Origin of the sequence: Hymenobacter sp. BT559 (assembly GCF_017571525.1) — a bacterium.
GTDB lineage: Bacteria > Bacteroidota > Bacteroidia > Cytophagales > Hymenobacteraceae > Hymenobacter > Hymenobacter ginsengisoli.
The window spans coordinates 394,739-408,000 of record NZ_JAGETY010000001.1 but is presented as its reverse complement, the minus strand read 5'-3'; the positions used below and the strand labels follow the sequence as shown (position 1 = coordinate 408,000).

At 60.5% G+C, this 13,262-nt stretch carries 13 protein-coding genes; 2 read left to right on the top strand and 11 right to left on the bottom strand.

From position 1 onward, the window contains the following. The 4 genes from J4D99_RS01690 to J4D99_RS01675 all read right to left on the bottom strand — a co-directional run bounded on the left by J4D99_RS01690 (position 1) and on the right by J4D99_RS01675 (position 3,234). Positions 1–504, bottom strand: a complete 504-nt coding sequence (locus J4D99_RS01690; RefSeq protein WP_208129956.1) for a hypothetical protein — start codon at positions 502–504, stop codon at positions 1–3. Positions 505–600: 96 nt separating this feature from the next. Then, entirely contained in the window at positions 601–1,080 is a 480-nt protein-coding gene (locus J4D99_RS01685; RefSeq protein ID WP_208129955.1) for an RES family NAD+ phosphorylase, read from the bottom strand. Positions 1,081–1,148: 68 nt separating this feature from the next. Continuing rightward, positions 1,149–1,682, bottom strand: coding sequence for an Xre family toxin-antitoxin system antitoxin (locus J4D99_RS01680; protein ID WP_236018454.1), 534 nt, complete (start codon positions 1,680–1,682; stop codon positions 1,149–1,151). A gap of 55 nt (positions 1,683–1,737) precedes the next feature. Then, positions 1,738–3,234: a nicotinate phosphoribosyltransferase gene (locus J4D99_RS01675; RefSeq protein WP_208129954.1), complete on the bottom strand. Its 1,497-nt coding sequence runs from the start codon at positions 3,232–3,234 to the stop codon at positions 1,738–1,740. Positions 3,235–3,329: 95 nt separating this feature from the next. On the opposite strand from J4D99_RS01675, the gene J4D99_RS01670 reads away from it, so the two are divergent. Next, entirely contained in the window at positions 3,330–4,016 is a 687-nt protein-coding gene (locus J4D99_RS01670) for a DUF1345 domain-containing protein (RefSeq protein ID WP_208129953.1), read from the top strand. 103 nt (positions 4,017–4,119) lie between these two features. Here J4D99_RS01670 and J4D99_RS01665 read toward each other — a convergent pair whose 3' ends face one another. Next, the gene (locus J4D99_RS01665; RefSeq protein WP_208129952.1) at positions 4,120–5,034 is read right to left on the bottom strand and encodes a DUF72 domain-containing protein; all 915 of its coding nucleotides are present in this window, start codon (positions 5,032–5,034) and stop codon (positions 4,120–4,122) included. A gap of 430 nt (positions 5,035–5,464) precedes the next feature. On the opposite strand from J4D99_RS01665, the gene J4D99_RS01660 reads away from it, so the two are divergent. Then, positions 5,465–6,346, top strand: coding sequence for a septal ring lytic transglycosylase RlpA family protein (locus J4D99_RS01660; RefSeq protein WP_208129951.1), 882 nt, complete (start codon positions 5,465–5,467; stop codon positions 6,344–6,346). 82 nt (positions 6,347–6,428) lie between these two features. Here J4D99_RS01660 and J4D99_RS01655 read toward each other — a convergent pair whose 3' ends face one another. The 6 genes from J4D99_RS01655 to J4D99_RS01630 all read right to left on the bottom strand — a co-directional run bounded on the left by J4D99_RS01655 (position 6,429) and on the right by J4D99_RS01630 (position 13,198). After that, positions 6,429–6,665, bottom strand: a complete 237-nt coding sequence (locus J4D99_RS01655) for a hypothetical protein (RefSeq protein WP_208129950.1) — start codon at positions 6,663–6,665, stop codon at positions 6,429–6,431. A 122-nt stretch (positions 6,666–6,787) separates the two neighbouring features. Next, complete coding sequence (locus J4D99_RS01650) at positions 6,788–8,365, bottom strand: DUF1501 domain-containing protein (protein ID WP_208129949.1); 1,578 nt, start codon at positions 8,363–8,365, stop codon at positions 6,788–6,790. A 142-nt stretch (positions 8,366–8,507) separates the two neighbouring features. Further along, complete coding sequence (locus tag J4D99_RS01645) at positions 8,508–10,235, bottom strand: DUF1800 domain-containing protein (RefSeq protein ID WP_208129948.1); 1,728 nt, start codon at positions 10,233–10,235, stop codon at positions 8,508–8,510. 92 nt (positions 10,236–10,327) lie between these two features. Continuing rightward, positions 10,328–11,218 (bottom strand): hypothetical protein, encoded by an 891-nt coding sequence (locus tag J4D99_RS01640; protein ID WP_208129947.1) that lies wholly within the window; start codon positions 11,216–11,218, stop codon positions 10,328–10,330. 129 nt (positions 11,219–11,347) lie between these two features. Continuing rightward, entirely contained in the window at positions 11,348–12,499 is a 1,152-nt protein-coding gene (locus J4D99_RS01635; RefSeq protein WP_208129946.1) for a S1C family serine protease, read from the bottom strand. A gap of 108 nt (positions 12,500–12,607) precedes the next feature. Then, positions 12,608–13,198, bottom strand: coding sequence for an RNA polymerase sigma factor (locus tag J4D99_RS01630; RefSeq protein ID WP_208129945.1), 591 nt, complete (start codon positions 13,196–13,198; stop codon positions 12,608–12,610). Between the last annotated feature and the right edge of the window lie 64 nt (positions 13,199–13,262).

Genomic DNA, 13,262 nt, shown 5'->3' with positions numbered 1-13,262 from the left:
TTATGTGTCGAAAGTTGGGTAGAATGGCATCCCGTATGTTCCATACTGCATTCTATGCATAATATCTTTTGGCTGCATCACCATCCCAATATCAGCAGTTTGGTTTTTACCTGTGAGCTTGCCTACTCTGTGCATCTCTTCATTCATGTGCCAGATTACCCAGTTGTTAGAAACCAGAATGGGTTCCTCCCAATAAGCTCTGCCATAATCGTAAGTGTCCCTAAATAAGGGTGTCTCGGAATTCTGGATGGCACTGTTGCCAATTTTGGTCCAGCAATTGATTTTGACCCCAGTACTTAGCAAACAATGAGCGTAGAAATCCACTGCGTCACCCGTAATTGTGATTATGTTAGGATTTTCTGCTGTGCTGTAATAAGTCTTAAAAACTTTGATTACTGCACTGTTTAATTGGGTTGTATCAAATCCAATATATTGGAAAAACTTAGCTTTGTCTTCAATTACGGCTTTGAAAACATCACCAATTTTTATTTTGATGTTCGCCATGCTTTCTGTCGAATTTTCCTGAGGGATTATAGGGCTACGCCGGCCGCACCGGCCGCTTCTCTAGCATCAGCTGGGTGCGGAACTCGTACAATGATTCTACGGTCGTAGCCGCTCATCAAATGTTAGTGGCGCTACTGAAACTACTTTTACCTGCGGCATCAATGGGTGCTGCGGATTGAGCAGTATGTTGCGACTAGGCGAGTTGGGTAATATCACAGAGGGCACGGAGAAGCCGACGTAAGAATTTCCGGGTTGCAGGCGAGGCAGCAGAAAGCTGGCTAGTTCCGTGGGGGCGGGTTGCTGTTGCCAATTGGGTGGTAAGTCGGTTTCGGCTATTACTTCGATAGCTGCATCGGGCACGGATATGGTAATTAGCACATAAGGAGGTAAGTCGCTGAATCGCGTGCCATCAAGATGCACCAGCACTTCGAGTAGCGCTAGTTCGGGCGAAGCGGAGGTATATACCAGCGGTACGCCTTCGGGATTCCAGCGGCCGCCGTATAAGCGGGCGCCTTCGCCGCTAAGGGCGGAGGCGGCAAAGCGTTGCGTTTGAATGCGGTAAACGTGCTGCGGCATTAAGCAGAGTGGGTTCGACTCAAAGGTAGGTGGTCGTTTTCAGCCGTTTGTTAGATGCTGCTAGCTGTCTAACTATACACGCCATACGCTATACGCCCCAGTAATTGGTCTACTACCCGAAAGCCGGTTACGGTATCCAGCAGCTGCAAAGGAGACTGCTGTTGCAGCAAGTGCAGCGGCCGGCGCAGCCAGCGGTTAAATTTGCCCTGGTCTTCAAATACCTCTACCCCGTGGTTAGTCAGGGCTTGTAACAGCAACAACCGCTCAGCTTGGGCTTTGGTAAAGGCCAGCGTTTTCTCAGAGGGCTTGGCACTGAGTTGCCGGGCAAAAGTCCGCTCAGCCGTTGCCAGAACCAGCGCCATTTCGTGCAGCGTCATATCCAGCTTGGCCGCTAGTTGCCGCACATGCTGTTGCCCAGCCTCCAGCGGCCACCCGGTGCGTACCTGTTCCACAAAGCGCACGCCGGTAGCAGTTGCTATAGGTATCGACGTGACCGTCTCGCGCACTGCTGGGGTAGCGGCGATGCGATTATCTGGCTGCGAGCCAGCATGGCCGCCTATTGATGCAGAAGTTCCGCCAATGTGCTGCATAGTTTTTGTCAATTGGCGCTAAAGTAGTTGCCAATTGGCAATACAACGCTGACCACTAGAAGATAGTTTACGCCGGCCGCACCGGCCGCTTCGCCAGCATCAGCTGCGTGCGGAACTCGTGCAGCCCCTGCTCCAGGCCCACCGGGTACACATGCGGGTTGAGGTAGCGGCGGATGCTGGGGTCGAGGCTAGCCACCTCCTGGCGGGCGTGGGCGCGGCTTTCGGCTAGGGTGGGCAGAGGCTGCACGAGGCGGCCCTGGCGCAGCACCGGGGCTAGCAGGTCGCGGAAAGAGGCACCGGGGTGCACGGGGCGGCGGCGGGTGAGGTCGGCGGGGTCTACGATGGTGGGGGCGGCGGGCAGCGGCTGGGCGGCGGCCACGTTGTAAATCATGTCGGCGCGGGGCTGGCTAGCCTCGCCCAGGTAGCGGCGCACCTGCAAGATGCCGGGGATGCTGGTTTTGGCCTGCTGCTCGGAGAGCTTGATGGTGAAGTCCCAGCCCTGGCCATCTTCGGTGCGCAGGGCGGCTAGCTTGTACACGCCGCCGAGGGCCGCCTGGTTGTAGGCCGTCACGAGCTGGGTGCCCACGCCCCAGGTATCGATGCGGGCGCCCTGCTGCTTGAGGTTCTGGATAAGATTTTCCTCTAAGTCATTGCTAGCCACGATGCGCACGTTCTCCAGGCCGGCCGCGTCGAGCAGCTTGCGGGCTTCTTTGGAGAGGTAGGCCAGGTCGCCCGAATCGAGGCGAATGCCGCCCAGCTCGTGGCCATTCTTCCGCATTTCCAGGGCTACTTCGATGGCGTGACGCACGCCATCGAGGGTATCGTAGGTATCGACCAGGAATACTGAGTCGTCGGGGAAGGCGTCGGCGTAGGCGCGAAAGGCTTCCACTTCACTCTCAAACGTCATGACCCAGCTGTGGGCGTGGGTGCCGCGCACCGGAATGCCGTAGCGCTGGCCGGCCAGCACGTTGCTGGTGGCGTCGGCCCCGCCGAGGTAGGCCGCCCGGCTGGCCCCTAGGCCGCCATCGGGCCCCTGGGCGCGGCGCAGGCCAAACTCCAGCACGGCATCGTCGGGGCCGGCGGCGTCGCGCACGCGGGCCGCCTTGGTGGCGATGAGGGTTTGGAAATTGACGAGCGTGAGCAGGGCCGTTTCGACCAGCTGGGCTTGCAGCAGCGGGCCCTGCACCCGCACGAGCGGCTCATTGCCAAAGACCACCGTGCCCTCGGCCACGGCATCCACATCGCAGGTAAATTTTAAGTCTCGCAGATAAGCCAGAAACTCATCGGGGAAAAGCTGGCTGCCTTTGCTGCCTTGCAGGCTGGCCAGGTAGGCGATGTCATCGTCCGAAAAATGCAGCGTTTCGAGATAGTCGACGGCCAGCGCTAGGCCCGCTGCCACCGCATAGCCGCCGTTGAAGGGCGCCTTGCGGAAGTAAAGGTGAAACACCGCCTCGCGCTCGTGCAAGCCTTGCTTCCAGTAGCCGTAGGCCATGGTGAGCTGGTAGAGGTCGGTGAGCAGGGCTAGCGAAGGCTGGTACAGGCCAGAGAGGGGCGCGTCGTTCATACCGGCAAAGCAAACAATGAAAAACTGAACACAGGCCCAGCGGTAGTGCTTGCGCGTTCATGCGGCGCGCCGGGGAGCAGTGCTACCTTGGGGGCGTGAAAGATTCTACTGCTTCGCGGGCTTGGTGGCAACGGCTCGCTCACTTGCCGGCTACCCTGCGCCTGGCGGCCGGACTGCTGGTGGGCGGGGTGGCCTGGGCACTCAGCCCCACCCACTATCATCTCCTAGTGCGGCTCATCATTGGCTGGGATGCCTTCGGGGTTACGGCGCTCTCGCTCATCTGGCTGGGAATGTACACGGCCGATGCCAACCGCATTCGGGCCGTGGCTGCCTCCGAAGACTTAAGCCGGCTGCTAAGCTTCTTTTTCGTGCTGATAGCAGCGGGCGCCAGCCTGCTAGCCGTGGTGCTGTTGCTGGGCACCAGCCACGGCCTGCCGCCGGCTATGCTGGCCCGCCACATTGCGCTGAGTACCGTGGCCGTGCTAGTGGCGTGGCTGCTGGTGCACACGGTCTTTACCCTCCGATACGCCCATCAGTATTACGATGCCAAACCCGATGGCTCCGACGCGGGCGGCCTCGACTTTCCGGGCGGTGAGAAAGAGCCCAACTACCTCGATATTGCCTACTTTTCCTTCATCGTTGGCATGACGGCCCAGACCGCCGACATCAGCATCAGCGGCCGGCCGCAGCGCCGGCTAGCCCTGCTGCACGGCCTCATTTCGTTTGCCTTCAATACGGCCCTGGTAGCGCTGGTTATCAACGGCGTAGCCGGCATACTGTAAGTCATTTAACAGTTGGTAAGTATCCGTTAACAGTCTTGTTCCATGTGAGATAACCCATCTCCAGAACGGTACTGTTAACGGATGCTTGCTAACTGCTCAATGACTAAAACAAGCTTCCCTGCACCTGCTGCGGAATAAGCCGCGGCGGCGGCACAGCTAGGCCCGTCAGCTCTTGCACCCTCGCCAGGAAGTGCTGCGCCCAAAGGGGCGCGTGGCGCACATCTTTTTGGTGAATAAAGACATAGGCCGTGTGCAGGCCTTGCGCGTACCACTCGGCCAGGCGGGCCGCCCAGGCATCGGCGCGCTGGTAGTCGCTCTGCACCAGGCCGTGGCCGTTGAGGCGCAAGAAGGCTACGGGCGTAGTGAGGCGCTGAGCCAGCACATCGCGCCGGCCAGCCACATCGGTGATGACAAGCGTTTTGTTCAGGGCTTCCAGCGTGGCAAATACGCTGGAAGCTAGCTCCTTGTCCGAGAACCAGCGCGGGTGGCGCAGCTCCACGGCTAGGGGCACTTCGGCGGGCCAGTCGAGCAGGAAGCGCTCGAGGCGCGGCAGCAGCTCGGGCCCGAAGTGCGGCGGCAGCTGCAAAAAGCACGTGCCCAGGTTGTCGCCCAGCTCTTGCACGGCGCGCGTGAAGCTCAGCGTCAGCGCATCGGTATTATACAGCTCGCGCTCGTGGCTGATGCTGCGCGGCAGCTTGGGGCAAAACTTAAAGCCTGGCCCCACCAGCTCGCGCCAGCGCCGCACGGTAGGAGCGTCCGGAATGCGGTAGTGCGTAGTGTTCAGCTCAATGGAGTTGAACTGCTGGGCATAATACTTTAGAAAATCGGCCTCCTTAGCGCCCAGCGGGAAGTAGGAGCCTAGCCATTCTTTATTGGTCCAGATGGGACAGCCTACGTAGAGGCGGGGCGGCGCTGGCGAGGCAGGCTGGGCACGGCTAAGTACCTGAGCAGTATCAGGGTGGTCGGGGGGTAGGCGAAAATCAACGTAGCGCAGGTCGGGCAGGCGGCCAAAATCCATGCGGCAAAGGTAAGGCTTTTGGCTAGCGCTGGTGCGCGGGAATGTACAATCAATTTAGCAATGATGCAAACGGCCTCTGCACTTAAACTAAAGCTTTAAGCCAAAATTTTACACCCGCCGGATAATCGCATTTTCATCATTGCATAATAAAAGTGCAAAAACTACCGATAAACTGCCTTAACTAAACACAATTGCGAATTGATGAGCTAGATGCTGAGCTTGTTAAATACAAGTTTTATAAACAAAGTGCAATTATTTTGACTGGGTAAGAGATTTAGTAAAAGTGAGATACCGTTTTTAGCAAGGCTGGGCTTACATTCGGCAGGTTCACCATTTACTAAAGCGCATGCCGCTTACGCGACACACTTCTTTTCTTACCGCTTTTCTGCTTTACTGCCTTTTGGGGTTGGTGCTGGGACTAGGGCTGGTAATGCCCGCTACTGCCCGCTCAACCCGTGCCAGCCGGGTGCATAAGCTGCACCACAAGCATTTACGTCGCCACATCCACATTCCACGGATGTTGCCGACCATTATTCCGATGGCCCGCGAAGGCTACGCTACGCTGCTGCGCGGCCGCGCCTCCTGGTATGGCCGGCGCTTTCAGGGGCGCCGCACCACCAGCGGCGAGCGCTTCAACCGCCACGAGTACACCTGCGCGCACAAGACGCTGCCCTTCGGCACCCGTCTGCGCGTTACCAACCTGACCAATGGCGCTACAGTAGTCGTGCGCGTCACTGACCGCGGCCCGTTCCGCCACGAGCGTATTATTGACCTGGCCGAAGTAGCGGCCCGCCCGCTAGGCATCGTCGATGCCGGCGCCGCCACGGTAGTGGCCGAGGTGGTAGACAGCACCACGCCGCTAGGCATAGCCGATACTCCCGAAAACCTGGCAGCGCTGCGCGCCGGCGACCCCAACCCCGAAGCGCCCTTCACGGCTTATCTGCTGCCCGAGGTGCCCGCTGTCAGCGTAGCCCTGGCTGCTATGCCGGCTAGCCCGGCTACTGCCGCAAAGGCGCCGCAATTTGTAGTGCAGGCCGGCACGTTTATCGACGCCCAGCATGCGCGCGCTATGCAGGCTCGCATCCTCACTATCGACCCGGCACTGCCTGCCGAAGTACTGACCGTGACGGTCGACGGCCGCGCCGCCAACCGCGTAGTGGTGGGCCAGCTGGCCAGCTGGCTGGCCGCCGAAACCGTGCGCCGCAACCTGCAGCTGTGGGGCATTGCCGGCCTGGTGTGCCAGGTGCCCACCGGCCAGGCTGCCGCCGACCCCGACAAGCCTGTGCTGGCCGTTGCCACTTCACTCAAGTAGCTCTGCTCGTAAGTAATTGCTATAAGAAAAACGCCACCTCGGGTATGAGGTGGCGTTTTTCTGTGTTTAAGCGGTAAGGCGCTTATTCTTCGGAAGCCCGGTTAATCACCACAATGGCTACTACCGCAATGGCCGCTACGCTCAGGATAAGCTGGGTCGGTGTGAAGTTTTTAGAAGCCTTGCGCAGGAGGGTGCCGCCGTTTTTGAGCAGGTCGTCCATGTGCTCAGATTTACCTTGGAATACGTTTACCGCTGCTTCAAAAGTGCGGGCGATGTCTTCGGGCAGGATTTTTTCGATTTGTTGAAGCTGGTCAGCCATGGGAAAAGCAGGTAGGGGGTGAATTGGCAAGTGGGGCTAGCGAGCCAGCCCTCGGGGAGCTTCTACGCAAAAGGCCGGCGCGCGTTCCTGCACAGCTTACTTTTCGGTGGCCAATTTTGGGGTTACTCGGCTACTACCAGCACCAGTGAGCTGCTGCGGCTGCCCTCGCGCACCACGCAGTGATAGGCGCCGGGGGCCAGGCTGCCCACCGCCAGCGGCACGCGCTGCGTACCCAGCCCCAGGGGGCGGCCCTCCACGGGCCGGCTCACCTCGCGCCCCAGCCCGTCGAAAAGGCTGACATACACGGCCTCGCCCTGGCTTTCGAACAGCGCGGTGGCTAGGGTGCGGGCGGGGTTGGGGTAGAGGCGGAAGCCCGCCACCGGCGCCGCGCCCGGCAGCGTGGCAAGGGGCGCTTGCTTGATAACCGGCACATAAGGGAACGCCTGCCCAAATAGCTGATTGAGCGTGGCTTGGGGCACCTGAAACCAGTCTTTGAGAATACTGGTGTACACGCTGCGGAAATCGACTTGCATGGCCACATTGTCGTTCACGCCGGCGTTGGCGGGTAGCGTGGGGTTGGGGCCGTGCACCAGCGGGTTGGCCTGCGCGCCGAACACCAGCAGCGGGGCCGCCGCGCCGTGGTCGGTGCCGTAGCCCGAGTTAGCCTTGATACGGCGCCCAAATTCCGAGAAGGTCAGGCCGATAACCCGGTCTTGCACCCCTAGCCGCCGCAGGTCGTCCTGAAAGGCATTGATGCCATCGGCCAACTTGCCGAGCAGCGTGGCGTGGGCGCCGGTAGTGGTGCTTCCGGTGGTAGGCACCTGGTTGGAGTGCAGGTCGAAGCCGCCGAGTTGGCACACGTAGATGCGCGTTTGCAGGCCGCCGGCCACCAGCTGGGCCACTATCTTAAGCTGGTCGGCTAAGGCATTCTGGCCGGCGGTAGGGTAGAGGGGCGAGAGGTTTTTGGCCTTGCCGGCCGCCGCCTGAATAGCCGTGGTGTACACCTGCGTCTGGCTCACCACCTGCCGGATAAACGTGAGCTCGTGCCCCGCCTGGGTGGCGGGCGCCGCATCTACGCCGCCGCTCAGCAGCTGGTAAAAGCTGGAAGTGCTGGCGATGGCCATGCCCATGTTCACCATCGGGCCCTGTACGCAATTGCTCACCACCGAGCCGATGCTCACGGCCAGCGGGTCGGGGTTGGCGGCGCTGGGGTAGCCGGTGGGGTAGCCCAGAAACTCGCCGTCGAGGTAGCGTCCGCCCCAGCCGGTAGTCCACACCACATCCGAGCTGGAGCCCGAAGTCCAGATATCGGTGGCCCGGAAGTGCGAAAAGTTGGGGTTGGGGTAGCCCACGCTCTGCACCACCCCTAGCTGGCCATTCTGGAAGAGCTGCTGGGCCGTGGCCATGGCCGGGTGCATGCCCGTGGCCGTGGTGAGGGGCAGCACCTGGTTTTGAGGCAGCATAATGTTGGGCCGCGCCGCCGCCAGCGCCGCGTACTGGTCCACGGGAATAATCATGTTCAGCCCGTCGTTGCCACCCTGCAACTGCACGATTACCAATACCTTATCCGTGACGGTGGCCGCATTGGTAAGTGCTGCCAGCTCGGGCGAGTAGCCATAGGCCCCAATGGGAAAACCACTGAGCAGGGCCACGCCCGTAGTGGCCGCAGCAGAAGTCTGAAGAAAGGCGCGGCGTTTCATCGTAGTAGAAAATTGCTGATTAATAAGCGTTGGGCAGTGCGAGCCTGCCAGGCAATCGCATCCGCACGGTTCTGGCGCAAGTCGTCCGGGCGTTGAGCAGGGGTAATTGCTGCGCAGGCTCGCACTGACAGCCTGGCACAGGCTAGCTCAGCTGGTACTCGGCTAGCCCCGCCAGCGCTCGCGCCATAGCCGAGAGCTTGAGCGCGACTGCGTTGCGCTTGGCTGTGTTGGTGGGCGCCGATAAAAACTGGCTCCACTCGGCCGTCCATTCAAAGTCGGGCAGGCCGGGAATGAGTGCATTTTTGAGAAACGCCAGCTGGTTGGCCGTGAGGTCGAGGGGCACCATGAGCTGCGCAAACTCGGCGATGACAAGGTTGGGGTCGGCGGCCGTGGCGGGGGGCAGGGCCTGCACCCAGGCCACCAGGTCGGCCTTAAGGGTGAAGCCGTTGCGGGCGTAGCCAGTGGTGCTCAGAAACAGGTCGGTGGCCTGGTTGCGGCGGGGCAGCGTCACGGCATTTATCCACAGTTCGTGGTACTGCGGCGTCTGGTAATAGGCCACCCAGCCGGCCACATTGGGCGGGTCGCCCAGGGTTTGCTGCTGCACGTAGGCTAGCGAGTAGAGGTAGTCCCACATGCCGTACTGCGCCACCGGGCTGCTGGCCGGTGGAAAAGCCAGCTCAAACTGCCGACATACCCCGATAGTAAAATCCAACGGGCTCTTAATCAGGCAGCCTACGTTGGCCATATCAAAAAAATGCTCCGAGCCCAGCAGTGCCCGCAGCACCGGCGCCACCTCAAAGTTGCTGCTCACGAGCAGGCTGGCCAGGGGCTGAATGATGTCGCTTTCTATCTGCGCATCAATTACATAATACACAAACCAGCGGTAGAGCTTGCGCACCAGAAAGGCCGCCGTGGCCGACTGCCGAAAAATCAAGTCAATTAAATCCTTGTACTCGCTAGCCCCGTTGGGCGCAATCTTGGCGTTGCCAAAGGCGGCCGAAAACTGCTTGGTACTGGTGTCGTGGCGGCTGGCTGTGAAGTAGCCCGTCACGGTAGCCGGGTCGTCGCGCCAGCCGGTGAGCACTTTGGCGGCGGCCTGCACATCGGCCTCGGTGTAGGTGGTATAATTTCCGGGCCCGATGAGCGGCCCCTTGCCCAGCGTGAAAAGCTCCATCAGCTCGCGGCCGTAGTTCTCGTTGGGGGCGCCAGCCGTGCTGGCGTTGCCATTGAGATAGCGCAGCATGGCCGGGTTAATGGTCATATCCTTAGCCAATTGCCGAATATTTCCCAGGGCATACTGCCGCAGCAGCCGCACATAGTCGTAGCCGTACTGCGCGCTGTTAATGGTGCTAAACTCTACCACAAAGTGGTTGTGCCAGAACAGCGTCATCTTTTCGCTCAGCGAGGTGCCCTGCCCCAGCTGCTGCCCCAGCCACCAGTCGCGCAGGGAGGTGCGGCGGGCGCCCTCCAGCGTCTGGTCGAACGCCTGGCCCACCCAGGGCTGGCCGATGGGCACGGTGGTGTCGGCCGTGCTCACGTTCAGGGGCGGGCTAGGGGCCGCAGAGGGCGTCAATAGCTTATCGAGCACGGCTGAAAGCGACGAGCTGGCCGCCGCCTGTATCTCGCCGCGCGTGGGCCCAAACAAGCTGCGCCGCAGCAGGTGCGTAGCCTGTGCCACGCCCCAGGGCCCGGCGTAGGGCGCCAGCGTCGAGGCGGTGGTGCTGAGCCGCGCCGGCAGCGCCTTATTGGCAAAAGGGCTAATTGCTTCGGGCGGGTCGCCGGGGCCGCCAGCGGGAGCCAGCATCGCGCTAGCCTTGGCCGGAGCGCGGTGCGCCAGCAGATGGGGTTGCAGTAAAGCTCGGCGGTTCATAAGCAGCAGTACAGTTACCTCGTAAAGATGCTATTTTTTTACAATAGTTTACGCTTTGATAAACAAAATTTTACCCTTCATTTTGTCCTCATCTAAACTGGGCCGCTGCCTAAGCCAGGCGGCAGCTGCCAGTCGCGCCCAAGCCAGCGCTGCACAGCCCGCCGCCACCCCGGCAGCGCCCGAAAGTGAGCCTTGCCCTCGGCCAAGGCAGGCACATTGAGGCTGGTAGCGCGAGCTTGCCAGTCGGCTAGGGTAGTGCCAGGCTGCGGAGTAAAAATCTTGGCCAGCACCGGCCAGATTTCCTTTAAATTCCAGTAGTGATATATCCACGGCGCGGCCTCGCGCACCGGCCCCGAGCGTGCCCACACTATGCTAAAGGCCAGCTGCTCCATCACGTGCTTGGGGTAGAGGCGGAAGAGCTGCTCGGTGAGGGCTAGCACCTCGGCCAGCCGTGGCGCATCGGCGGGGCTGCGCAGGCCCAGCACGCCGGCATTGTACATGCGCGTATCGGGGCCGATGGTGCCGCCAGCCAGGGCCGGCCCACCACTGGCTTGCTGCAAGGCTCGGTTTATCTTGCGATTCAGGGGGTTGCCATCGCCCAGCCGGCCCTCGCCCACGTGCATAAAGCGCTCACCCTGCGCAAGCATGGCAAAAATGGCGGACGGCGACTGCGTAAAAATGGTGTCGGTATCGACGTACAGCAGCTGACCAGTGTAGTGGGCCGCCGCGTGCTGCAAGACCTTGATTTTGACCCGATGCACAAAATCTATTTCCCCACGCCAGGCCCGCCATTGCGCGGGCTCAATAAAAACGTAGGCCACGCCCGCGGCATCGCCCAGCACAGCCTGAAAGTGCCCCGGGTTGTCGGTGTAAACGAGCACGGTAGCACCAGCCGGCTGCCGCAGGTAAGAAAGAATGCTCAACAAGGCCTCGTTGAGGATGTTGGGGCTGCCGTAGGCCTGGTAAATGAGGTAGTTGCTCATGTCTGGCAAAGGTCGGAAATATCTTGCTAGCCCTCCTGCCAGCACGATAGAGCGCGGGAGTCAGCCACCAAAAAAGCCCCGCCAGGTGGCAGGGCTTTTCGTAGCTTATTGCAGAGCGGGAAGGGTAGCTTATTCGTATACTTTCACTACAAACACAAAATCTTGCAGGCGCTTCACTTGCTGTGAGCGCCCAGCGCCCAGCAGCTGGTTGGCGCGAGGCATGTGATAAGGCTGGGCGGGCTGCTTATTCTTGAGTGAATCGACGAGGCGCACCAAATACGACGACTTAGTGGCAAATGCGGCGCTCTGCACGTCGTCCTGGCGGCCGCTAAGCACGCCAATCAGGTTGCCCTGGCCATCGAGCAGCGGGCCACCCGAGTTGCCGGGGTTTACCGGGATGCTCACCTGGTAGAAGGCCGTGTCGCCGCCAAAGCCCGAGCGCGCGCTTAGTGCGCCTTCGCCATATACTACGTCTTCGCGGGGGTAGCCGAGCGTGTACACCCGCTCGCCCAGGTCGGCCTGCCCGCCCTTAAACGTGTAGGGCAGCCGGCCGAAGCCCGCAAATTTTGCGTCCTTGATGCGCAGAATGGCTAGGTCGTGCTTCACATCGGAATACACAGTCTCGGCGTGGTAGCGCTGGTGGTTACGGCTTTCAATCAGCAGCGAGTCGGCACCCTGAATAACGTGGGCGCTGGTAACCAGGTAGCCATCGGCCGTGAGGGCGAAGCCGGTACCGCCAAATTTACCGGGGTTCACCGGTAAGGGCGTGCTGCCGTCGAGCTTGGCATTGATGACGCGCTGGGTTTGCTTGATTTTGTCCAGCTCGCGGCGCAGCATGGTGTAGCCGGCCAGCGAGTGCCCGGTTTGGGCCGAGCGCCACAAATCGAGACCTAGCAGGGTGCAAAACACCGCCAGCACAGCTACCGAGGCAGCCACGCCTATGGTGGCGCGGTGCCCGCTCCAAAACTCGCGCAGCTTGCGCTCGGTGCGCGAAATGCGCAGCATCGGGTTTACGGAGTGCGTGAGCGCCGGTGCCGTTTCGACTACCGGCGTAGCCTCGGCGGCCAACATGGCCTCGTGCAGGGCGCTGATTTTGAGGCGCGTGCGGCGGCGCTCGCCGTAGCCGCGCAGCGTGCCCGTCATGTCCAGAAACTCTTGGTAGAGCTGCTGGAGCCGGGGCTCGGCGCCGAGCCGGGCTTCGAGGCTGGCCCGCGCGCCGGCCGCCAGCTCACCGCGCTGGTAAGCTTCAAATAAGGCGTAGTAATCGGCTTCGGTTTGCATCTTCTTTTTAGCTGTTAGCCTGTCGCTGTTAACTGTTGGCTTATTAACGGTTCTTCTTCCTTTTCAGAAAAAGCGAACCGCTAATAGCTACAGGCTAACAGCTTAAAGCTAAGCCTCTTTATAACTGGCAAAAAACAACTTCTTCAGGCGCGTTAAGCACTTGTACTTCTGGGTTTTGGCGGTATCGGCATTGGTGTAGCCGTGCTCCGCCGTGAGGTCGAGCATCGATTTGTCGAGCAGATAAAAGCCTTCGAGCAGCGAGCGGCAGGGCTCACCCAGGTGAGTTAGCGCCTCGCTCATGGTGGCAAAGCGCCGGTCGCGCTCTTCGGCTTCCTGCAAGTCATCCTCGGCCCCGGTGTTGAGGTAGGGGCCGTATTCTTCCTCGTCGAGCAGGCGCACACCGTGCAGCCGGCTCTTGGTAGTGAGGCGCTTGAGCCACAGGCGGCGGCACACGGCGTAGAGGTAGGTTTTAATTTGGCAGCTGAGCTCTAGCGAGCCTTCGCGCACCTTTTCATAAAACACCATTACGCCTTCCTGGTACACGTCGCGGGCATCATCTTCCGAGCCGCTGTTTTGCAGCACGAAGTGCGATACCATCGGCCAGTGCAAGCGGTAGAGCTGGCTCAGGGCCCGCTCGTCGCCACCGTGAATGGCTTTGATGAGTTGGGCATCGGCTGCCAGCGCCGTTGTGCTATCCATGTTCATTCGCTTCGGGTCTTAATGCTAGCTAACGGGCATTAGTAACCCATGAAAAACTTTTTAA